Genomic DNA, 21,491 nt, shown 5'->3' on the forward strand with positions numbered 1-21,491 from the left:
CGTAGATGCAGAACGAAAAGAGGCTTCGTGGCGTATGCCAGGGCAAATGGGCGCTGGTGACCGGCGCCAGCGCTGGAATCGGGCTGGCGCTTGCGAAGCAGCTGGCAGAGGCGGGAGCAAACCTGGTACTGACGGCCCGGCGTAGAGACCGCCTGGAAGCGTTGGCCTTAGGTCTGGAAAAGGATCATGGTGTTCAAACGCTTACCATACCTGCGGACCTGGCCGAGCCGGCTGCCCCTGAGGAGCTGTTGGCTGCTACTGAGGGGGCGGGGCTTCCGGTGGAAATCCTCGTGAACAATGCCGGGTTTGGGTACTACGGCGAATTTGTAAAAGGCGATGCCGCCTGGCAGCGGACCATGGTAGAAGTCAACTGTACGGCGGTGGTCCATCTGACGCGGCTGTTTCTGCCCAGGATGATGGAGCGTCGACGAGGGTATATCATGATCGTCTCGTCCACGGCTTCTTACCAGCCAGTTCCGTATATGAGCACCTATGCGGCAACAAAGGTCTTTGATCGCTTTCTGGCTGAAGCGCTGGCGTATGAGGCCTGCGAATATGGAGTCAAGGTCAGCGCACTCTGCCCCGGCCCAACGGAATCGGAATTCCATGAGATTGCAGGAACACGCAATCAGTTTGGACGCGGGCGCCAGTCCGCCGAAGAGGTGGCCCGGATGGGGTTGGAGGGGCTCATCGACGGAAAACACTGGGTGATTCCTTATCGCGCCGGAAGGGCCATGGTTGTTATGGAGCGTTTTTTGCCGAGAAGGTGGATTTCGGCGCTGGCGGCACGGGCCTTCCGGCCTGAAAAATCTAGCTGATGATCCCCTGCTGCTGCGGAACGGGGCCATCCCGTTCTGCCGGGTGGATTTGCTGTAAGGGATAACCCAGGCGCTTCCATTCATCGAAGCCCCCACGCAGAGGGCGCACCCGATAGATTCCTGCTTTGCGCAAGGTGAGTGCCATTCTGGCCGCAGTTGCTTCGCTGGGGCAGGTGCAGAACAAAACCACATCGCGATCCCGCGGGATGTCGGCGGTTTTTTGCACCAGCTTGTCGGGCGTCAGCATGACGGCGCCTGGAATCGTGCGCGGGTCCGGCAGGTAATCCAGTGGGTGCCGCAGGTCCACGACATACACTTGCTGGTTTTGCTCCAGCATTTCTTTCAGTTCAGCAGGATCTACCCGTGCGGCCCTCATTTCCTTGAGGAAAGCGCGCTGCCGGAAGAACCTATAGATCAGAAACCCGACCAGCAGCAGGACAAAAAGCACGCCTGCCGTGTGGCTCACGCTGGGGAAAACGCTGGAGTGGTGCTTCAGAAAGTCCCCGAAAAAGCGCCCCCCAAGAATGAAGGTGAGTGCCCATAAAAGCGAGCCTGCTGCGTCATACAGAAGGAAAGAACGCATGGCCATGCCTGTCTGACCGGCAATGGGGGCCGCTACGGTGCTGAGACCAGGAACGAATTTGGCCAGAAGAAGCGCCCGAGCGCCATTGCGCGAGAAATAGCTTTCGGTCTTTTTCACACAGGTATTGCTCTCCATGGACAGACGGCACAGCAGTCGCACGACCGCCCCCCCAAACCGCTTGCCCATGGAATACCAGAGGACATCGCTGAAGAGGCAGGCAGCGACAACCACTCCCAGAGAGAGTACAAGGTGCAGGCGATGCGTTGCCGTCAGGGTGCCTGTCGTAATCAGAAGAGGCGCGCTGGGAACAGGAACGCCGAGCTGCTCTGCCAGCACCCACAAGAACAGGATGAGGTAGCCGTATTTGACAAAGAAATCAAGGGCGACTGGCATGGTTAACAGGATGTCATTTAGATGCGCCAATGGCAACGAAGGGAGCAGAACGCTTGCGCGCCGGCGCGGCATCTGAAAAACTGGCATCGGTCTCATCAAAATCGCGTATGGTCCGTCATTACCTCGTCAAAGGCCGGGTACAGGGAGTAGGGTTTCGCTGGTATGTGCATCGCGAAGCTGCCTCGCTAGACCTGCGAGGGTGGGTGCGCAACACCGAAGATGGCCACGTCGAGGTGGTTGCCGCAGGCGCAGCAGAAGATCTGGCCGTGCTGCGCGATGCCCTTCAGAAAGGCTCGCGCGGCAGCCGGGTGGACGCCGTGATCGAACATGAACTCGACGAATCAGAAGCCGAAGGACTGGGACCATTTCAGATTGAAGGAGCCTGGTAAAACCAGCATGAGCCATACTCTTGATTGTGAGCCGTTGAAGGCCCTCGTTCGCACTGTGCCCGACTTCCCCAAGCCGGGGATCCTCTTCTATGACATTACGACGCTGCTGAAAGACAAGATCGGGTTTGCACAGCTGATTGATGCGCTGGCTGCGCACTATATCGGCAAAGAAGTGGACCTGGTCCTGGGAATTGAGGCCCGCGGCTTCATCTTTGGGCCCGCGCTGGCCTATCGGCTGAATGCGGGATTCGTTCCCGTCCGTAAACCGAAAAAGCTCCCCGCGCAGGTGGCCCGCGTTACCTATGATCTTGAATATGGCAGCGACTCGCTGGAAATCCACCTTGATGCCATTGAGCCGGGCCAGAATGTTGTGATTGTAGATGACCTGCTGGCAACCGGCGGGACCATGGAAGCCACAGTCAAGCTGGTGCAACAGATCGGTGGCCACATTGCTGGACTGGGTTTTGCCGTGGAGCTCGATTTTCTGAAGGGCCGAGAGAAGTTCAAAGACTACGATGTCTTTAGCCTGCTGCACTACAGCGAGTAGGACGCCTCTCTGCCAGGAACTGGCGTCACGCCTTTGCGAAGAATGAGATTGCCATAAGCGCGAAGTTCGCCCGTCATCAGAACAGCGTATGCGGACTTCGCGCGCTCATAAAACTCCTTTCGCGCCAGCCGCATGGGCCGAGAAATTTCCGGCGAGTACCTGCGTACCTCAGCCAGATAGTCAGACTCCACGGTCGCGTCCGGTGAATCGCCTGTATCCGGCTCCATCATGATGAGCGCGGTGCTGCTGCGGTCGAGTTCAAACAGGGGAAGGATCGCTGCCAGTATTTGACAGATGTTCAGGCCATCGGCGCGCAGGACGCGCATTCCCAAACTGTGACCCGGAAAGTGCGCATCGGCAAGCAGCAGTTCATCGCCATGCCCCATTTCGCATAGTGTTTTCAGCAATTCCGGACCGAGAAAAGGCGAAATACCTTTCAACATGCATCAACTCCAGGAGTGGACCGGCCCAACTCGGTAGCCGTGTGATTGCAGTTCTTTGCCCGATACGGTGTGCGCTGGACGACCGTTCCAGGAAATGCTGTATTGCCGAGCCGGGTCTACCCCTGCAAAGTGGACAAGGAAGGTCCGCAGCTGCGCGGACGATTCAAGGTCGAATGCAATCGTTCCATTGGAGACACGGACATTGCGGACCGTACATTCATCAAAACCGACACCTCTGCTGCTTTTCAGATCAATGTATGCGTCGCCTAGGAGAGGGGCCATGATCTCAATCGAAGTCATCGCGCTGCCTGTCCCCCAGTGGAACCCTGTCAGCGCCCCCGGTTCGTCCTTATATCCGGTATGCGCCCAGTTCTCCCACGGAGCGACGGCAAAGGACGCCCGCGCCGCGGCCACAGCGCGCTCCAGGTATTCAAAGTCACCGGTTGCGCGGTAGTAATCAAACAGGACCACGGCGGCATAGCCCTGGCGGGCATCACTCCACTCGGCGTCTGTATTCTGAGTGGTAAAACCCCCCAGCAGCTTCGGAGAAAACAGAGGATTGCTCCAGACCTGCTGCGTCAGCAGCAGATAATCCAGGGCCTTCACGCCATTGTCCAGATCTTCGCGCCGGTTAGTGGCGTGATATAGGGCCAGCCATGCCTCAGGCGCCTGAATTTCCGCGAGGTTGTTTTGCGGAAACTGCGCTGTCCAGGGGTCATAAAAGTCGTAGTTTTTTCTTGCGCAGGAAAGAAATGTTTCAAAATCGTACCATCTTTGCCGCGGGACCACCCGTTCTGTGATGAAATCCATCGCGCGTTCTGCCGCAGAAATGTATTTGCGCTCTCCGGTGACGGCCCCAAACGAGGCCAGAAACAGCGCGGACACCACGGTCTCTGCATTGAAGTCGCGGAACTCTGGACGCGGCCGGAGGGAAGACAGTTCATACCATGAAGGGACCACGCCGCTGGGCAACTGCTGGCGCAGTAGAAAATCAGCATAGGGCCTTAAAAAACGGAATATCTCAGGCTTTCGCCGCGGGACCAGGTCTTCGGCCCAGCGCAGTATCCAGTATGCCGTCCAGGACATGCAGAAGGCATGGTAATCATTCTGATATCCGGCCCATCCGTCATCGGCAATCCATGTATGGCTTTTGACCAGATAGATGGTCGGGAAGGCCCCGTCTTTCTGGGGGGCGGAGAGGGCGAGGGTCAAGATGCTCTCGGCTTTTGACAGGACCGCTCTGTCCTGGGCTTCTTTGCCATAGATGTACCATCCATAGGCAGTGCGAAGCGTCTGGAACCAGGCATTGAACCATGCATCGGGTTCTGAATGGGCCCAGTCTCCAGAATCGTTCCGGTTGCTTTTGAGCGTTCCGCAGACCTTCCCGTCGCAATCAAAACTGGAATAGATTTGATTCGCATCCTGCACCCACGCTTCTTGCTGCCACGAACGAAAGGAAGCCAGCTCAGGACGGATGACATTCTGCTGCATGTCTGGCGAATCCAGCAGAGCGGGATGGCCATATTGCCTCCATAGCCAGCGGACCACGCGCCGGTAACCCAGTCTCTCTGGTTGCCTTGATGCCAGGATCGCATAGGAGTACTCCACGAAACCGGCCAGCTCTGCCGGGCCGCCTTCCGGTGCCCTTCGGAAATAGCTATGGCCATGTGGCTGGGCGGGGATGGCCCCATAGGCAATCCAGGGCCGCGTATCGGAGGTCACATCCAGATCGAGTGCCAGAGGTCCAGTTTTTCGGCTGCTTAGGTCGGGCAGCAGTGCGACGAACACTTCGCCCTGTTGCAGCATGACGGCGGGAGATTTAAAACCATACGTCGGGATGAAGTCATCGGCCTCGCTTTTGATATTTTGTGACCAGACGAAATCCAGGGGCCCTTTCTGTGCGGTCTGATCAGAATGACGCTCTGGCACGAAGCGATAGCGGTCTTCAACGGAACGGAGGCTGGCGCCAGGACCCAAGGCAATCCTGCTCGATATGGCGAGGGTGTCTTCATCCGGAGTGAGCATGATGTGCTGCTCGAAGCCACTGAGACCGCAGTTCCCGGTCACGAGAAGCCCGTTCTCTACTGGCAAAACAGTCTTGATGGCACATCTCTGTGCGCCGGCCTGTGCATGTATCAGCATCGAGGAGCCTGTCACCGACAGGGCCGGCGTCCAGCCATGGCCGGTTTTTATGGAAATGGTTTCCTCTGCATCCGGTCCCGTGCCTTGTATCTCAACGCGCAGCGTATGCTGGTGGTTTTCAAGCAAAGCCGCGGCGGCATTCGAGAGAGGTAATAGGAGGCAGAGCAGCGTCGCTGTTTGAAAAAGCATGGGTTTGCCGTTTGTCCCGGGGAAGGTCCCTCCTGATGATTTAATCGTTTCAATCCTAAACATGCAAGATATAATCTCAAGGAAATCAACCCTGTGGTCTTCCATCCTCTTTTGAGAAAACGATGTCCACCATTATTGAAGTAGCAAAACGGGCAAATGTTTCAATCGCGACAGTTTCCAATGTCATCCGCGGGACCCGGCGGGTCAGCGACAAGTTGACTGCGCGTGTCCAGGCAGCCATCCGTGAGTTGAACTATTCGCCGAATGAAATTGCCCGCAGCCTGAAAGTCCGCCAGACGCGGATGCTGGGCATGGTCCTGCCGGACATCACCAATCCGTTTTTTCCGGAGATCATTCGAGGTGCGGAAGACACTGCATTTGAGCGCGGATATTTTCTGGTGACAGCAAATACCGACGAGCAGATCGGCAGGGAAAAGAGGATTGTTGCTGCCCTGCGCGCCTACCGCGTGGATGGCATTCTTCTGGCGTCTGCCAGCGGCAAGGACATCTCTCATCTGAAAAGTACTCTGGATGCTGGCATGGCTGTGGTTTGTCTCGACCGGACTGTTCCGGGAATGAAGACCGATGCGGTCCTGCTGGACAATGTGCGTGGTGCGCGGGAATGCGTCCGCCACCTCATCCAGAAAGGGCATAAGCGGATTGCCATCATTACCGGAGCATTAGACTTGCAGACAGGCCGGGAGCGTCTGCGCGGTTATGAAGAGGCATTGGAGGAGGCCGGAATTGCGATTGATCCTCGCCTGATCTACCGGGGCGATTTTCGTTATGAATCGGGCTACAGGCTCGGCGAGCAGATCGTAAAGCAGGCCCGGCGCCCCTCGGCAATCTTTGTGTGCAATGGAGTCATGGCCATTGGCGTCCTGAAGGCATTTGAAGAATCAGAAATCGAGTGCCCGCAGGACATGGCCCTGGCCACGTTTGATGACATCAAGCTGGACAGTCCCTTCCACCCGCGGCTCACCACCGTGGTGCAACCCAGCTATGAGATGGGGGCGCGCGCCGCCACCATTCTGATGGACCGCATTGAAGGAAAGCTCAAGAAAGAGGCTGTACTGGTGCGCGTTTCTCCCACGCTCGTTCTTCGTGAATCGACTGAAAATTACATGCTTCCTTCTGGCAGGGGAAAGGGCCGCCGTTCCAGGAGGTAAATCGGGCGCTTGACATGGTCTGACAGGGTATGGTCTGATAGCCGAGAAATTTAAAGGTTTAAAAATCTCGATCTCTGTATTGCGAGCCGATCCATGAAAGAAGCGTTGCTGATTACAAGCGGAGACCTTCGCGAGTCCGCCAACAAGACCTGCTGGCCGGCCCAGGAAGAGCTTGAGCTTCGGCTGACCGAATGCTTTCAGAAAGAAGGCGTGGCGCTGCGACGCGCTTTTCCTGTAGACAAGGAGCGCGGACACGGGTTTCTTTCCAGCCAGCGTATGGGGATGGATGTCTTCGCAAAGATCCCGGCGGATGCAAACCTCGTCTTTGCAACAGCGGCATGGCAGTACACGCACCACGTTCTGCCGGGAATGCGCAGCCACCAGGGGCCGATTCTTACTGTGGCAAATTGGTCAGGCCAGTGGCCTGGTCTGGTGGGACTGCTCAATCTGAATGGCTCACTCGTCAAGGCGGGCAAGCCATTCAGCACATTGTGGAGCGAGCGGTTTGAGGACCCGTGGTTTCTGAACAAGCTGCATGAGTGGATTACAACCGGCCGGGTGACACACGATCTGTCACATGTGCGGTCTCTGGATGTGGAGAAGCTGCCTGCTGGTCCTGCAGCCTTGGGGCGGAAGCTCGCAGAGGAACTGCTGAAAAGGAAAGTCATTCTGGGGGTCTTTGATGAAGGCTGCATGGGCATGTATAACGCCATCATTGATGACGAGCTGCTGAACCCCTGCGGCTTTTTCAAAGAGCGTCTGAGCCAGTCAGCGCTGGTAGCGAAGATGCGTACCATTGGCGACAACGAGGCATCTGCCGTCCGCAAGTGGCTGGATGACCGAGGCGTTACGTTTGAAACCGGAAAAGACCCGCTCACAGAATTGACGGACGAACAAATCCATGAGCAATGCAAGATGTACATTGCTGCTACGCGTATGGCGCATGAATTTGGCTGCGATGCGATTGGCATTCAGTATCAGCAGGGGCTCAAGGACATGGTCGCGGCCTCTGATTTAGCAGAAGGGCTTCTGAATAATGCAGACCGGCCGCCGGTCTTTGATGAATCCGGACGCGAGCTGTATGCCGGTGGTCCTCTGCCGCACTTTAATGAAGTGGATGAAGGCGCAGGAGTAGACGCGGTTGTAACCAGCCGCTGCTGGAGGGCGCTTGGTCTTGATCCCTCCACAACCCTGCACGATGTCCGCTGGGGAGAGCCGTATCTGCTCCATGGCAAAGAGGAATTTGTCTGGGTGTTGCAGATTTCCGGCGCTGCTCCGGCCAACCACTTTGTCCATGGATATGCAGGGGCGGTCAGCAGCCGTCAGCCAGCGATGTATTTTCCACTAGGCGGGGGGACGCTGAAGGGAATCGGCAGGCCGGGAAGAATTGTCTGGAGCCGTGTTTTTGTAGAAGGTGGCGCGCTGCACGTGGACATGGGGCTAGGCTCGGTGGTCCTGCTTCCAGAAGAGGAGACGAGACGCCGCTGGGAGCAGACCACCCCTCAATGGCCGCTGGTGAATGCCATTTTTGATGGCGTGTCCAGAGATGCACTTATGGCCAGGCACCGCGCGAACCATGTCAACCTTGTGTATGCTCCCAGCGCAGAAGATGCCGCCAGGGCACTCGCCGTGAAAGCGGCCATGATGGATGCTTTGGGAATCCGCGTGCATTTGTGCGGAGAGGTACAGGTTGGCTGAAAAGGCCAGGAAGAATTCGTTCGCAGGCAGGTTATTTGCATGAGCTTATCGCGGCACGTCATCAAAAGCACAGTGGTGGGGGCGCTGGGCGGCCTGCTTTTTGGCTTTGATACGGCTGTCATCTCCGGGACCACGCAGGCACTGACGGCACAGTTCCATCTTTCTCCGGGAATGCTTGGCTTTACGGTGGCCAGCGCTCTGTGGGGTACGGTACTTGGGGCCATCACTGCTGGGATTCCCGGGCAGAAATACGGACGCAGGGACAGCCTTCGCGTCATGGCGCTCTTTTATGTCATTTCAGCCCTGGGATGCGCGCTGGCGTGGAACATTGAGTCGCTGATTGTCTTCCGCTTCCTGTGCGGTCTGGCCATCGGAGGCTCGTCCGTATTGGGGCCGATGTATATTGCCGAACTGTCTCCGCCAAAGTGGAGAGGCAGGCTGGTCGGCTTCTTTCAAGTCAATATTGTGGTCGGCATCCTGCTTGCCTACATGTCCAACTACGCCATTGCAGCCCTGCAGTTGGGAAGCACGGAGTGGCGCTGGCAGCTTGGTGTTTCCGGGCTTCCGGCAATGTTGTTTCTCATCATGCTGTTCCTGATCCCACGCAGTCCGCGCTGGCTGACAACACAGTCGCGGCTGGACGAAGCATACAGCGTGCTGCTGCTGACCGGTGTAGAGGACCCGCAGAAAGAGCTGGAGGAAATCCGCAACTCGCTGCATGGTGCATTGCAGGACGGAGAAGATTCGCTGTGGTCGCGGAAGTACCGCCTGCCGGTCTTTCTTGCGCTGAGCGTGGGTGCCTTCAGCCAGCTTACCGGAATCAACGCGGTCCTCTATTACCTGAATGACATTTTTGCTCTGGCCGGGGCGAGCAAGATTTCCGGCAGCTTGCAGGCCGTCGCAGTAGGGGCGATGAACCTTGCCGCTACGCTGATTGCAATGTCTGTGATCGATAAGTTCGGGCGCAAGAAGCTGCTGTTGAGCGGAACGGTCGGACTTGCCATCTGTTTGACTGCGATCGGCGTCTTGTTTTTAACCCACAGCCATCTGCATCTCCTGGTCTGGCTACTGATGATCTATATTGCGCTCTTTGCTGTCTCTCATGGCGCGGTGGTGTGGGTCTACATCAGCGAGGTGTTTCCGAACCGTGTTCGGGCCAAGGGGCAAAGCCTGGGCAGCTCGGCGCACTGGGTATCGAATGCGATCATTTCGCTGGTTTTTCCCATCTTTGCCAAGGCATCAGGAGCGGTACCATTCATCTTTTTTGCCGCCATGATGGTGTTGGATTTTTTCCTTGTGCTGTTTCTATATCCCGAGACGGCAGGCGTCTCTCTTGAGAGGATGCAGGAGCGTCTCGAATCTACTCCCGTAGCGAGGTAAGAGAACAATGCGTTTCATCACTGGGTTTCTTCTTGGGGCGATGGCCATTTCCGCATCAGCACAGATGCAGTCCTGGCAGCCGGACCTGACACGGCAGCAGACCTACACGCTGCATCGCGAATCGAGCACCGACCCCACCGGAGCCAATGCGGACTTTCGCGTTGTGGCGCCAGGTGCAACGCAAACGGTACTCGACGTGGATGGCCCCGGAGTCATTTCCCATATCTGGTTTACGATTGCTGATCCTGAGCCTTACCATCTGAAGCGCATTGTGCTGCGCATGTACTGGGACAATGAGGCCAGTCCAAGCGTGGAGGCCCCCATTGGAGATTTCTTCGGGCTGGGGCTCGGCACGTATCACAACTGGGAATCGAAGATGCTGTCTGTGGGCAGTGAGAATGCGCTGAACTGCTTTTTTCCCATGCCCTTTGAACGGCACGCGCGCATTACCGTGACCAATGAAGGTGCGCAGCCCATTCATGCGCTCTACTACAACATTGATTATCGGAAGCTCTCCGTCAGCCTGCCGGCTGATACGCTTTATTTTCATGCGCAATACCGGCAGGCCCAGCCCAACCACGGCACCGTTTCCGGATGGCGGGACAATGGAGACCCTAAGGTGAATGACCGGAAGAACCTTGACGGTGCAGACAACTATGTGTGGATGGAGGCAAAGGGGCACGGGCAATATGTAGGCGTGACCATGTCTGTGCTGCAAAACCAGGATGGATGGTGGGGCGAAGGCGACGACATGTTTTTTATTGATGGTGAGCAGAAGCCCTCCATCGTCGGCACAGGTTCAGAAGATTATTTCCTGGGCGCGTGGGACTTTGGCGGACACGCATTTTCTTATCAGTTCTATGGAGCGCCGGTGGTCGGTCAGGAACTGGCCGGTGGCCGTTCCAGCGTGTACCGCTTTCATTTGGATTCCCCCATTCCGTTTACGAAGTCTTTCAAAGCAACGATTGAGCATGGGCATGCGAACGCACGCTCGGACAACTATTACTCTGTCGCCTACTGGTATCAGGCCGAGCCGCATGAAGCGTTTCCGCCACTGCCTCCAATGGCGCAGCGGATTCCGGCTCTCCAATTGGTGGGCGGCCCCGGGAATGACGCAGCCCGGTAAAAGTTCCGGTCGGGCAACGGTTCCGGCTTTCCCATTCGTTTGCGTGTTGCCGGCCAAAGGGTGGGAAAGCAGCTTATGGAATGCTGCTGGCAAGCCGGTCGAGAAAAACGACCTGTCCTTTTAAGATGCGCTTGCGGGCCTCCTCGATAGGGAACCACTCCCAGCGGTCCACTTCTGGGAACTCAGCCATTTTTCCCGAACGCGGCGGCCACTCGATCTGGAACGTGTTGCTTCTCAGGCCGGAAGGGTCGCAATCGCCTTCCACCGCCCAGACACTGATCGTTTTGCCGCTTGCCATTTTCTCCTCACCCAGCGGCAGAAAATTGCCCTGGACGACGATGCCGGTCTCTTCCTCAAACTCGCGCCGCGCAGCAGCCAGAGGCGGCTCGCCGGGCATACATTCGCCCTTTGGTATCGACCACGCACCCGCATCTTTTCTGGACCAAAAGGGGCCACCGGGATGGGCGAGAAGGACCTCGATGTGACCGCCGTGAGTGCGATACATCAGGACCCCGGCACTCAGTCTGGGCATAGGTCAGTCGCTCCAATACTCCAGCCGTTTCAGGCGGGGGAAATAGAGGCCAAAGCGCAGGCGGAGCGCGTTGCCGTGAATTTTTTGCAATGCATGGCCATAAGCGGCCAGCTGCGGTGCATATTGTTTCCGCTGTGCGGCGAGAAACTGGTCCACATCCTTGCCGGCATAGGAAGTTGTTTTATAGTCCACGACCCAGAGAAATTCTTTTCCCGTGGACAACGGGAGGCTGCCGGCACGGAATACCCTGTCGGCGCGGACTGTACGCAGCATTCCATCCAGCCATCCTGTCCAGGACGCCTCCGATTGTGCATCAGGATGCGGAAAGAGCAGCCATCTTCCCTGCGGGTCCTCAAGGACGGCCTGTAAGGACGCTACGATCTCGTGATACGCGCGTGTCGCCAATTCTTCAGGAAGCGCCGCGGTCCGCAGAAGGGCTGACGTATGGCGCTCCATCCATGAAGATGCTTCCTCGGCGGAAATCTGCATCTGGGAAAGTCTTTCCAGTAAGACATGAAGCATGCTCCCAATCAGGCGCTGCGCGCGTCCGCCCTCGGGGCGGGCAAAGAGCTCTCCTGTGTCAAATGCAGAAACGGTCCCGGGTGTCTGTACATTGGTGCCGGCCACCGGTGGAGACACGTCCCCGGGCAACCGTCGCAGCACCAGAGGTGGGTGTAGTGGTGCTGCGGCGGCAGCAATGGCTACGGTGCCCGATTGAGGGACGGAAAAATGCAGGATTTTCTGCTGTTGCTGCCGCTGATAAGCAGTCAAGAATTCCTCTTCCAGTGCCGGCCATGCAGCGCAGAGTAGAGTATCCGTTTTGGACCCGGGTTGAAGTTTTCCCTCTTTTGTAACTGTGGCAGTGCCAAATAGGTGGAGACACTCTCGGGCACGTGTGCAGGCAACATAGAAAACACGTTTTCGTTCTTCCTCTTCCCGGATTTCACGCTGTTTTCGCACCCACCGATAGAGTGGATGCGTATTCCCGCCGCGGCTGTCGATCGGAGCCACCAGCAGTTCATCTGCATTCTGGGTCGCGCTGGCCCTTTGCAGCATGATGATCAGCGGTTTGTCGTCGCGCCGCGCCTTGTGTTCCAGTCCCGGAACAAGCACGACGTTAAAGCCAAGGCCTTTGGCTTTATGAATGGTCATTAACTGCACTCCGGCGCGTTCACTTACCCGCGGATCAGGCTGTGCAAAAAGCCGTTCCAGTTGACGGTCCAGTGCCTCGCCCAGGCAGGCAATGCCATCGGATGAAAAGCCATCCAGCATGGAGAAAAAAACGCGTGCATTTTCCTTCTGCTCCTGATCAAGACAAAGAGGGCCGCCAAGCGTGTTCCAGGTGCGCTCGATCCAGGTGGAAAGAGACTGCCCCTCCTGATAGCGGTCCTGCTGCGCCTTTCTGAGCACCGGCAAGACGCGCCCAATCCGCTGTTGTCCATCGCTGCTGAGGAGTGCAAGCCGCTCTTCCATCAGATGCTCAAGCGGCACACGAGCCAAGCGCCGGTCGTCCTCGCCGCAAAGCGTGTGGAGGTCCTGAAGCGTAAGTCCGCACCAGGGCGCACGGAGAACCGACAGCCAGGCAATACGGTCCATGGGGTGCAGCAGCGCGCGGGTGAGAGACATCAGGTCCCGAACCTCCTGACATTGACCAAGCGACTCAATCTCGACAGAACGGTAGGGAATGCCATTCTCGCGCAGCTTCTGTGCAATCAGAGCCAGATGCTGACGGGCCCGGGCGAGCACTGCGACAGTAAAGGAATCTTCCGGATCTTCTTCTGCTCTTTGAATGCGCTCCCTGTAGCTGTGAATGATTTGCACAATCTCTTCAGCCTCGTGCTGTGCAGCAGCTGCGACTTCCTGCGGATTCCTGCTGGAGATAAATTGCGGGTGCAGCACTACGGATTCAACAGGGGGCGCGGGTTGAACAGCAATTGAAGGTGAAAAAGATACAGCAGCGGCATTGTCGGAAGCCTGGTCATGAAAAATTGGCTGAAACCACTGGTTCAACCGCTCCGTCAGTCCGCGATGAGAGCGGAAATTTGCGGACAAGCGGATGGGTTGAAAAGCATGGTGTTCGATTCCGCGTTCGAGGACCTGCCCGAACAGTTCCACTTCGGCCTGCCGGAACATGTAGATGGATTGCATCGGGTCGCCGACCAGAAAGCAGGTCTGCTTGCCGCCGGGTTCCCACACGCGGAGCAGCATCTCCAGAAGGCGAAGCTGGCGGCGTGAGGTGTCCTGAAATTCATCCACCAAAAGGTGCCGGACCTGCTCGCCCAGGCGCAAGACATTGTCGGTCGGATCTTCGAGCACCTGCAATGCGGCGATGCCGAGCTCAATAAAATCAATTGCATTGCGCTCTGCAAACAAGACCCGCAGTTCGGCAACGGCATAGCGCAGGACGACAAAAAGCTGACGAAGGGTGTGCCACTGCTCTTCGTTGTAGTGGAGCGGAGGCAGGTCTGCGATTTCATTGAGTGTCGCGAGCAGGCCGGGGATGGTACGAAGACCCTGCTGGACCAGGGCCTTGATTCGCCGGCTGGGCCTTTGTCCTTCCGGCAGGTGCTTTTCTTCATCTGCGGGAAAGCCTTGCGTCTTTGAATATTGTCTGCGCCAGTCTTTGTCTCTCGTCAGAAACCTTACGAGACATTTCCAGTGGTCTACCAGCCCGGTGTTGGGAAGTTCCCGTAATTCTGCAAGAAGCGCAAACTCTCCGCAATACTGGCTGGCATACCGTCCAAGCTCCAGAAGCTCGCTGACAAGCAGTTGGGAGCGGGAGAGAAGAGAGTGGGCCTGTTCCAGCACACGTTTTACAGCATGTTGAAAGGGTGCTTCCAGTTTGCGCCGGCCCTTCGTCCATTGCTCTTCGCTTATCTGGTTGCTGAGGGGGAAGACATGCAGCCACTGGTCGCGCTTTGCCAGCATCTCTGCAATCAGGCGCTGCACATCGCCCAGATGATTGTCCCGCATGGCCAGCACGTGCATCAGTGCAGCATGAATCTCATGTCTGGGACTGCCCAGATATGCAAGGGTGCGGCGGGCCGCCTCCTCATAGAGAAGGGAGGCATCATCCTGCGGTTGCAGATGACCGCCCATGCGCGCCAGCAGTGGCTGCTCATGGGCCAGGCGCATGCACAGAGAGTCGATGGTTTGAATGTTGAGCCGATGCGGCTGTTCGAGCAGCTTCCAGCCGCGTGCTTCGGCATGGGCCAGCGCCCGTCTGGCCATTTCCAGGGCGGGACCGCGGGGCCCGGATCGTGCTTTTTCCAGCTGCTGCAAAACGCGAAACCGCATTTCAGCCGTAGCTGCACGGGTGAAAGTAATGGCCAGAATCTGCTCAGGCTCATCCACTTCAGACAACAATTTGACAAAGCGCTGGGTCAGCAGCTCAGTCTTCCCAGACCCGGCAGGGGCCTGCACAATGCAGGAAATGGCCGTATTCAGGGCTTCATCGCGCTGCGCCTGGTCTGGCGCCTGAGCATCCAGCCTATTCATCCTGAGGGTCCTCCGGCTGGGTGGTGGTCTGTGTTTCCGCAACGCGGCACAAGCCTGGCAACGGGCAGTACCGGCAGGTCTTTGCACCTTGTTTCGGGTCCACAGAGGCTTCGCCGCGCAGGAACTCTTCGGCAAGGCCCAGCAGGGACTGCTGCCAGTTTTGTTTCATGCTGCTGTTATAGGGCTGCTGCATCAGCGCGCTCTTGGCGTCCAGGTCGCTCTGCAGCTGCTGCTGGGGATCGGCCACATGTCCGACAAAGCCGATACGGCCTGCGCGGATCCGTGCGAAAAGCAGACCGCTTACGTTCTCTACATTTCCATAGACGGCATAAAGCGGGAGCTGCGGTTCGTTCATCCGCTCGCCCTTCCAGTCGGCGGTAGAGACGTCCCCTGTTTTGTAATCAATCAGAAGACGGTTGTCATCCGGCAACAGGTCAATTCGGTCTGCACGCAAATTGAGTTTGAGTCCACCTACGCAAACGTCTCGCAATCTTTCTTCGCGGCACTCCACCGTAAAAGGCTGCCGGCGCGCCTCACACTCCAGCCATTCTTTTAACGAGCGTTGCATGCGGTCCTGCTCTGAGACCAGATAGGCGGTCATCCAGGGGTCGGCGGCACTTTCCGTCATCAATTCGGAAAAGGCAGCGTTGATGTGATAACGCAACACTTCATCCAGGCGGCCTGCGCCGTGAAGGCGCTGCAGATCATTCCACCCGGTCATCCGAAACGGCTCTGGCGTCTCCGGTGACCAGAGGTCCTCCAAGATGGCATGGACCAGATTGCCGCGCTGCATTGCATTCAACCCCCATGCCGCGCGGTCCAGAGGTAGCGCTCCCAGGCGGCGGGTGGCAAATGCCTGAAAAGGACATGCAGCCTGCTCTTTAAGAATGCCGGCGCCGCCAGCCACGCGTTCTCGCGGCCAGGGAACGGCCTCTGAGGACTGGATCCACATCTCCAGCTCCTGCCGAGAGGCAGTTGCCGACCCCATCTGCAATTCGGCCCGCAATGCATGAGTGGAGATTGGCGTGTGGTTGATTCCCAGAACGTAAGCGGGCAAAGAAGAAGGTCGTAAGGCCCCTTCCTTATTGGAACGTGCGTAGCTGAAGACAAACTCCGGGGCCGAGTTCGCAATTCGCTGTGTGACCGAAAGTGCCAGTGCCGTGTCTACGGCGGCGCAGCAGTGCGGCATCTGTGCCTGGAGTTGCTCCCTGAGCGGAAGCAGCGGATGCGGTCTTCCCGCGACGGGCCATTGCGAGTCGTCCGCGCCCAGAAACCAGACCGCATCGAACGCCTGGCCGGAGGACTCAAAAGCGCCCATGATCTGGACCGGAGCATGGCGTGATTCTGGCGTGAAGAGGGTGTTTGAAGCATGCAGCTCCAGTGCTTGAACGAAATCTTTGAATACCGCGCGGTGTCCGGAAAAGTCGAGGAGGGCCATTTCATCCAGGAGTTTTTGCCAGCGCGTCCGCGCCTGATATTGCACGCTGTCCAGGTGGTGAAATCCGGGCCATCGGGCTGCGCGCAGCAGGGCCTCTGCCATTTCACAGTGCCCTGCATAGGTCAAGGGCGTCTTCCGGGCGTCATCTTTTTCCAGCATCCGCTGGATGCGGAGCAGGCGAGTGCGGAAGGCACCGGGGCCTGTTTTTTTGAGAAAGCCGTCCAGCGAAATCTCCGGTGAGAGCAGTCCGGAACGGCGCAGTCCAAGGTCGACCCATGCGAGCTTGCCGACCTCCGCCGGATGTTTACAGAAAAAGCCCGACAGTGTGAGCCAGGTGACCTCTTCCAGTTGCAGCGGCCGAGTAGTCCACCGCAGCATCAATAAGGCGGCGCGGATTACGGGAACATCCGCGAGGGGCAGGCCGAGTGAGAATTCATAGGCCGGCGTGCCCGCTCCCTTTGTAATATCCAGTGACTCGGGCATCAGTACGGCGCGGAACACGCGGTCAGCTTCTGCCCGGATGCTATGGAGGTCCGGAGCGATGACCCCAATTCGTTTGGCCCCCTTCTTCTCCAGCTGATGTCGGCACCACTGGGCGCAGGCGAGAAGCTCGTCGCGTAAGTCATCGGCAGCGACCTGCCTGCCGGTACAGTCCTGGTAAGGTCCCGGTCCGGGGCTTTCTACTCTGGAGCCAGTTTCGCGAAGTACGGCAATCAAGCGCTCTTGCTTGGGCGTCAGCCGGTCAAACCCGACCAGAAAAAGATTTTCCGATACTCGGAGGACCCCGGAGCGCACCGCATCGGCCAGCAGTTCTTCTGCCTTGCTCCGGCTTGCCCAGTTACGGCTGCGGCAAAGATCGTCAAAATCAGCGGCCCATTTGCGGAAGCGCTCTGCATCTGGTCCGTCCCAGGGAAATCTTCGCGCATCGTGCTTCCGGTAGGCGCTCAGCAGCGCGTATGCATCCTGGGCAAGGGAGGCCATCCCGTCAGGAGAAACAACCAGACCTGCGTCCTCCCGCTGCACTTGCTTCCATAAAAACCGCTCTTGAATCGGGCCCAGAAGCAGCGGTGGTTCCGGCGCAACAAATGTCAGCTCCTGCCACAGTTCCGTGATCCAGCTTTCCCAATCGGAGATCCGGGGAGAGGCCCACATCTCCAGCCCGCTGGCGCGCTGCTGCTCAGCATAGGCCTGCCGCAAAAACCGCGCCGCGCGTGCGCTTGCCGCAACAACCCTGGAGCCATCCCTCAGAGCATGGCTGACTTTTTCCACCAGGGTCTGCGGTTCGGGCGAATCAAAGAGTGGGAGCACACAAAAAGTGTAAACTGGGCTGTGGCTTTTTCTTCACGCCGGTTGTGTGTCGTAGCTTTCACCTGTTTTCTGCTGGCTGGCGGATGCCGTAGGACGGCGCCGGAAGCCGGCCAGTCCGCTTCTGAAGCGGGTGCTAAGCACTATCCTGTGCGCGGCAAAATCGTCACGGTGGACCCGCAGCATGGCGAAATTGTCCTGGATGCGGCGGCCATTCCCGGCTATATGGAAGCCATGACGATGCCCTACAAGCTGAAGAATCCCAGCATTCTCGGTGAATTGCATCCGGGCGACAGCATTACGGCAACGCTGATTGCAACCGAGGACTCTGACCTTCTGGACCAGATCGTCATCATTGCGCAGGCCAAGCCGGACTACAAACCCAGCTTCTTTTACCACCCCATCCAGCCCGGAGACAAGGTGCCGGACTTCAAGCTGCTGAACCAGAATGGGAAACAAATCCATCTTGCGCAGTTTCACGGCAAGGTCCTGCTGGTGACCTTTATCTACACGCGCTGCCCTCTGGCTGATTACTGTCCACGCATGAGCCGCAATTTTGCTGAGATCGACAAAGCGCTCGCCAAGGCCCCGGAGCTTTACAGCAAAACGCACTTGTTGAGCGTGAGCTTTGATCCTGATTACGACACACCGAAGGTGCTGCGCAGCTATGGCAGCGCCTATACCGGAAACTATACAAAAGAAACCTTTGCGCACTGGGACTTCGCCGCACCGAGCCGCAACGACCTGCCGGCCGTGCTGCGTTATTTTGACGTAGGCGCTACGCCGGAAAAAGACCGCACGATTACACATTCGCTTTCGACGTTGGTGATCGGGCCGGACGGCAGGGTGTTCAAGTGGTATCCCACCAACGACTGGACGCCGGACCAGATTCTCAGCGACGTGAAACAATTAGTGGCAAAGCAGGGGAAAGCATGATCGTGATTGTGATGGGCGTCAGTGGTTCAGGAAAGACCACAACCGCCTTGGCATTGCAAAAGCTTACCGGATGGCAGTTTGCCGAGGGCGATGATTACCACTCGGAAGCAAACCGGCAGAAGATGGCCTCAGGCATCCCGCTGACGGACGAGGACCGCACTCCATGGCTTGCCGCTTTGCATGATCTGGTCCGCGGCTGGTATGAGCGCGGGGAAAACGGCATCCTCACCTGTTCAGCACTCAAGCAGGCCTACCGGGACATGCTGGTGGCCGGGCTTCCGCATGATGCCTATCGCTTTGCTCTGATGGATGCGCCAAAAGGTGTGATTGCAGAGCGCATGCGCCAGAGGCAGCACTTTATGCCCCCGGCGCTGCTGGAAAGCCAGCTTGCTACTTTGCAGCCCCCGGAAGATGCGCTGCATATTTCCGCGCTTCAGCCGCCGGAAGATGCTGCCCGGGAAATTCTGGACGCGCTGAGGATTGTTCCGGCAGCACAATAAATAGAGTCGCCATTCCTCTGTCCGCGTCTTATGAAGCAGGTGCAGTCTGCCGCATATACACTGAATCCAGAGCGGAGGCCATTCCCGAATATGGCGAGAACTACAGTCGTCTTTGGTGTCATTCTGATCCTCCTTGGCATCTTTGGTTTTGTTGCCACAGGCAGCCACGCACCCACCGCACTGATTCCTGCATATGTAGGGATCGTGCTGGGCATTCTGGGCCTTCTTTCCATGACGGAGGACGCCGGCAAGCGCAAGCTCTACATGCATCTTGCCGTGACCATTGGCCTGCTGGGTTTTCTGGGCACAGCCAAGAGTATTTACGACTATATTCGACTCGTACAGGGACAGCAGTACGCCCATCCGGCGGCGGTCGAGGCCAAAGCGGCCATGGCCGGTATCCTGCTGGTCTTCGTCATTCTTTGCGTGCGTTCCTTCATCGCGGCCCGGCGAGCAAGGGCCTAGGTTGCCTGAAATGCGGCCCGGCTCCATGACGACGATGCGCGCAGAGCGCAGTGGCGGGTCCCGCGCCCATCTCCGCACTGCCGAAGACCCGGCCAAAAAGAAGCCGGATTTCAGGAAGGTGCTTCCTGAAATCTGGAAACTCATCCGTCCCCGCCGCTGGGTCCTGCTCCTGGGCCTGCTGCTGATGGCCATCAACCGGGTTGCCGGGCTGGTGCTGCCCGCATCCACGAAATTTTTTATTGATACGGTCTTGCGGCAGCATCACGAAGACAAGCTGCTGCCCCTGGTCAGTGTGGTCTTTGCAGCCACTGCCATCCAGGCCGTCACCTCCTTTTCGCTCACCCAGTTACTTTCCAAGGCGGCCCAGCGCATGATTGCCGACCTGCGTAAGCAGGTGCAGCAGCACATCGGTTTGCTCCCGGTCAGTTTTTATGACAGCAACCGCACCGGCACTCTGGTTTCGCGCATCATGACGGACGTCGAAGGTGTCCGCAATCTGATTGGCACAGGGCTGGTTGAATTTCTGGGCGGGATCATGACCGCCATCATGGCCTTTGCCGTGCTCATGCATACCAGCCGCAAGATTACGTTGATTGTCTTTGCTGTCATTGCCGCCTTTGTGCTGGTCCTTCAAAGGGCCTTCAAGACCATTCGCCCTATCTTTCGGGAGCGGGGAAGGATCAACGCCGAGGTCACCGGGCGGCTTACGGAATCGCTTGGCGGCGTGCGCGTCGTCAAAGGCTATCACGCGGAATCGCGCGAGGCCGGCGTTTTTGCGCAGGGCGTGCAGCGCCTGCTGGACAACGTGATGCGCTCACTGACGGCCACCAGTGCGCTTTCCTTTGCAGCGACGACGGTGCTCGGCATTGTGGGCGGTCTGGTCATGCTTCTGGGCGGCCGCGATTATTTTGCCCACCGGCTCACTCTGGGCGATTATTTCCAATACAACATGTTTCTCGCGTTCATGATTGCTCCTGTCTTCCAGGTCGTGAATATCGGCACGCAGCTGACGGAAGCGGTGGCTGGACTCGACCGCACGATCGAGATCATGAGCGAGATGGACGAATTCAGCGACCCTCAGAGGACGGTCGCCATTGGAGAAATCCGCGGAGAGGTGGAGTTTCAGGATGTTCGCTTCAGCTATGAGCCGGACAAGCCCGTGCTGCATGGAATTTCATTCCGCGCGCAGCCAGGAACCGTCACGGCGCTGGTCGGCTCTTCCGGATCCGGCAAATCCACCATCATCAGCCTGGTCTGCGGCTTTCATAAGCCGGACTCCGGCCGCGTGCTGGTAGATGGCATCGACCTTGCCACGGTCCGGCTGGACAGCTACCGCAGTCAGCTTGGTGTGGTCCTGCAGGAATCGTTTTTGTTCGATGGCACCATCCGCGAAAACGTGTTGTTTTCCTATCCCGATGCCACCGAAGAGCAGTTTCTGGAAGCATGCCGCATCGCCCGCGTGGACGAGTTTGCGGAGCGGTTTCCTGAACGATATGACACGATTGTGGGCGAACGCGGCGTCAAACTCTCCGGAGGCCAGCGCCAGAGGCTTTCGATCGCCCGCGCCATCCTGGCCGATCCGCGCATTCTGATCCTGGACGAAGCGACGTCTTCGCTCGATTCCGAATCCGAACAGATGATTCAGCATGGTCTGAGCTACCTGATGCAGGGCCGCACAACCTTTGTGATTGCCCATCGCCTCTCGACCATCCGACGCGCGGACCAGATCCTGGTCGTCGAGGGAGGCTGGATTGTGGAGCGAGGAACGCATGAGAGCCTCTACGCGCTGGGAGGCCGGTATTACGATCTCTACACGCGCCAGCATGGGCTGGAAACCAATCTTTTTCTGGCGCCTGGCGAAGGCGATACAGTGGAGGAGCGGGCCTAGGAGGGTCTCAGGAGGTTTCCGGAAAACTTCCCTCGTTGACCGGAGAAAAAAG

General features: G+C 57.8%; 17 protein-coding genes. 11 read left to right on the top strand and 6 right to left on the bottom strand.

Annotated elements, in window-relative coordinates; genetic code table 11:
- Positions 1-5 precede the first annotated feature (5 nt).
- Positions 6-818, top strand: coding sequence for an SDR family NAD(P)-dependent oxidoreductase (locus tag N655_RS0110645; protein WP_044934459.1), 813 nt, complete (start codon positions 6-8; stop codon positions 816-818).
- Here the strand turns inward: N655_RS0110645 and N655_RS18425 are convergent.
- On the bottom strand, positions 811-1,794 hold the full coding sequence (locus N655_RS18425; RefSeq protein WP_044935744.1) for a VTT domain-containing protein: 984 nt from the start codon (positions 1,792-1,794) through the stop codon (positions 811-813). The genes N655_RS0110645 and N655_RS18425 overlap by 8 nt on opposite strands.
- A gap of 107 nt (positions 1,795-1,901) precedes the next feature.
- Between N655_RS18425 and N655_RS0110655 the strand changes: the two genes are divergently transcribed.
- Together N655_RS0110655 and N655_RS0110660 are read left to right on the top strand one after the other, a co-directional pair.
- Positions 1,902-2,183, top strand: a complete 282-nt coding sequence (locus N655_RS0110655; protein WP_026442984.1) for an acylphosphatase — start codon at positions 1,902-1,904, stop codon at positions 2,181-2,183.
- Positions 2,184-2,190: 7 nt separating this feature from the next.
- Positions 2,191-2,730, top strand: a complete 540-nt coding sequence (locus N655_RS0110660; RefSeq protein ID WP_026442985.1) for an adenine phosphoribosyltransferase — start codon at positions 2,191-2,193, stop codon at positions 2,728-2,730.
- On the opposite strand, the gene fucU is transcribed toward N655_RS0110660, so the two are convergent.
- Positions 2,718-3,173 (bottom strand): L-fucose mutarotase, encoded by a 456-nt coding sequence (fucU, locus tag N655_RS0110665; RefSeq protein WP_026442986.1) that lies wholly within the window; start codon positions 3,171-3,173, stop codon positions 2,718-2,720. The two genes, N655_RS0110660 and fucU, sit on opposite strands and share 13 nt — an antisense overlap.
- Positions 3,174-3,176: 3 nt before the next feature.
- Positions 3,177-5,567, bottom strand: coding sequence for a YyaL domain-containing protein (locus tag N655_RS18430; protein ID WP_155987570.1), 2,391 nt, complete (start codon positions 5,565-5,567; stop codon positions 3,177-3,179).
- A 59-nt stretch (positions 5,568-5,626) separates the two neighbouring features.
- Here N655_RS18430 and N655_RS18435 point away from each other — a divergent pair, with 59 nt between their 5' ends.
- The 4 genes from N655_RS18435 (at position 5,627) to N655_RS18440 (ending at position 10,877) form a co-directional block, all read left to right on the top strand.
- Complete coding sequence (locus N655_RS18435) at positions 5,627-6,673, top strand: LacI family DNA-binding transcriptional regulator (RefSeq protein WP_044934463.1); 1,047 nt, start codon at positions 5,627-5,629, stop codon at positions 6,671-6,673.
- Between the two features lie 93 nt (positions 6,674-6,766).
- The gene (locus N655_RS0110680) at positions 6,767-8,371 is read left to right on the top strand and encodes a fucose isomerase (RefSeq protein ID WP_044934466.1); all 1,605 of its coding nucleotides are present in this window, start codon (positions 6,767-6,769) and stop codon (positions 8,369-8,371) included.
- A 39-nt stretch (positions 8,372-8,410) separates the two neighbouring features.
- Entirely contained in the window at positions 8,411-9,751 is a 1,341-nt protein-coding gene (locus N655_RS0110685; protein ID WP_026442988.1) for a sugar porter family MFS transporter, read from the top strand.
- Positions 9,752-9,758: 7 nt separating this feature from the next.
- The gene (locus N655_RS18440) at positions 9,759-10,877 is read left to right on the top strand and encodes a glycoside hydrolase family 172 protein (RefSeq protein WP_081823673.1); all 1,119 of its coding nucleotides are present in this window, start codon (positions 9,759-9,761) and stop codon (positions 10,875-10,877) included.
- 73 nt (positions 10,878-10,950) lie between these two features.
- Here the strand turns inward: N655_RS18440 and N655_RS0110695 are convergent, their stop codons facing one another.
- Genes N655_RS0110695 through N655_RS0110705 form a run of 3 tightly spaced genes read right to left on the bottom strand, consistent with a single transcriptional unit; the run spans position 10,951 to position 17,614 of the window.
- A complete protein-coding gene (locus N655_RS0110695; RefSeq protein ID WP_026442989.1) occupies positions 10,951-11,409 on the bottom strand; it encodes an NUDIX hydrolase in 459 nt (152 codons plus the stop codon).
- Positions 11,410-11,412: 3 nt separating this feature from the next.
- The gene (locus N655_RS0110700; RefSeq protein WP_026442990.1) at positions 11,413-14,907 is read right to left on the bottom strand and encodes a UvrD-helicase domain-containing protein; all 3,495 of its coding nucleotides are present in this window, start codon (positions 14,905-14,907) and stop codon (positions 11,413-11,415) included.
- The gene (locus N655_RS0110705) at positions 14,900-17,614 is read right to left on the bottom strand and encodes a PD-(D/E)XK nuclease family protein (RefSeq protein WP_026442991.1); all 2,715 of its coding nucleotides are present in this window, start codon (positions 17,612-17,614) and stop codon (positions 14,900-14,902) included. The genes N655_RS0110700 and N655_RS0110705 overlap by 8 nt, the downstream gene beginning before the upstream one ends.
- Here N655_RS0110705 and N655_RS0110710 point away from each other — a divergent pair.
- The 4 genes from N655_RS0110710 (at position 17,597) to N655_RS0110725 (ending at position 21,439) form a co-directional block, all read left to right on the top strand.
- The gene (locus tag N655_RS0110710; RefSeq protein WP_081823675.1) at positions 17,597-18,586 is read left to right on the top strand and encodes an SCO family protein; all 990 of its coding nucleotides are present in this window, start codon (positions 17,597-17,599) and stop codon (positions 18,584-18,586) included. The two genes, N655_RS0110705 and N655_RS0110710, sit on opposite strands and share 18 nt — an antisense overlap.
- Positions 18,583-19,086: a gluconokinase gene (locus tag N655_RS0110715; RefSeq protein ID WP_026442993.1), complete on the top strand. Its 504-nt coding sequence runs from the start codon at positions 18,583-18,585 to the stop codon at positions 19,084-19,086. Before N655_RS0110710 ends, N655_RS0110715 begins: the two co-directional genes overlap by 4 nt.
- A 90-nt stretch (positions 19,087-19,176) precedes the next feature.
- Entirely contained in the window at positions 19,177-19,551 is a 375-nt protein-coding gene (locus N655_RS0110720; protein ID WP_026442994.1) for a hypothetical protein, read from the top strand.
- Positions 19,552-19,585: 34 nt separating this feature from the next.
- Complete coding sequence (locus N655_RS0110725) at positions 19,586-21,439, top strand: ABC transporter ATP-binding protein (protein WP_044935757.1); 1,854 nt, start codon at positions 19,586-19,588, stop codon at positions 21,437-21,439.
- Positions 21,440-21,491 lie beyond the last annotated feature (52 nt).

It is taken from the genome of Pseudacidobacterium ailaaui, assembly GCF_000688455.1.
GTDB lineage: Bacteria > Acidobacteriota > Terriglobia > Terriglobales > Acidobacteriaceae > Pseudacidobacterium > Pseudacidobacterium ailaaui.

Excerpts from the sequence above, each read along its gene's own strand:
- N655_RS0110645 (WP_044934459.1), top strand. The coding sequence starts at position 6 with ATGCAGAACGAAAAGAGGCTTCGTGGCGTATGCCAGGGCAAATGGGCG.
- N655_RS18425 (WP_044935744.1), bottom strand. The coding sequence starts at position 1,794 with ATGCCAGTCGCCCTTGATTTCTTTGTCAAATACGGCTACCTCATCCTG.
- N655_RS0110655 (WP_026442984.1), top strand. The coding sequence starts at position 1,902 with ATGGTCCGTCATTACCTCGTCAAAGGCCGGGTACAGGGAGTAGGGTTT.
- N655_RS0110660 (WP_026442985.1), top strand. The coding sequence starts at position 2,191 with ATGAGCCATACTCTTGATTGTGAGCCGTTGAAGGCCCTCGTTCGCACT.
- fucU (WP_026442986.1), bottom strand. The coding sequence starts at position 3,173 with ATGTTGAAAGGTATTTCGCCTTTTCTCGGTCCGGAATTGCTGAAAACA.
- N655_RS18430 (WP_155987570.1), bottom strand. The coding sequence starts at position 5,567 with ATGTTTAGGATTGAAACGATTAAATCATCAGGAGGGACCTTCCCCGGG.
- N655_RS18435 (WP_044934463.1), top strand. The coding sequence starts at position 5,627 with ATGTCCACCATTATTGAAGTAGCAAAACGGGCAAATGTTTCAATCGCG.
- N655_RS0110680 (WP_044934466.1), top strand. The coding sequence starts at position 6,767 with ATGAAAGAAGCGTTGCTGATTACAAGCGGAGACCTTCGCGAGTCCGCC.
- N655_RS0110685 (WP_026442988.1), top strand. The coding sequence starts at position 8,411 with ATGAGCTTATCGCGGCACGTCATCAAAAGCACAGTGGTGGGGGCGCTG.
- N655_RS18440 (WP_081823673.1), top strand. The coding sequence starts at position 9,759 with ATGCGTTTCATCACTGGGTTTCTTCTTGGGGCGATGGCCATTTCCGCA.
- N655_RS0110695 (WP_026442989.1), bottom strand. The coding sequence starts at position 11,409 with ATGCCCAGACTGAGTGCCGGGGTCCTGATGTATCGCACTCACGGCGGT.
- N655_RS0110700 (WP_026442990.1), bottom strand. The coding sequence starts at position 14,907 with ATGAATAGGCTGGATGCTCAGGCGCCAGACCAGGCGCAGCGCGATGAA.
- N655_RS0110710 (WP_081823675.1), top strand. The coding sequence starts at position 17,597 with ATGGCTGACTTTTTCCACCAGGGTCTGCGGTTCGGGCGAATCAAAGAG.
- N655_RS0110715 (WP_026442993.1), top strand. The coding sequence starts at position 18,583 with ATGATCGTGATTGTGATGGGCGTCAGTGGTTCAGGAAAGACCACAACC.
- N655_RS0110720 (WP_026442994.1), top strand. The coding sequence starts at position 19,177 with ATGGCGAGAACTACAGTCGTCTTTGGTGTCATTCTGATCCTCCTTGGC.
- N655_RS0110725 (WP_044935757.1), top strand. The coding sequence starts at position 19,586 with ATGCGCGCAGAGCGCAGTGGCGGGTCCCGCGCCCATCTCCGCACTGCC.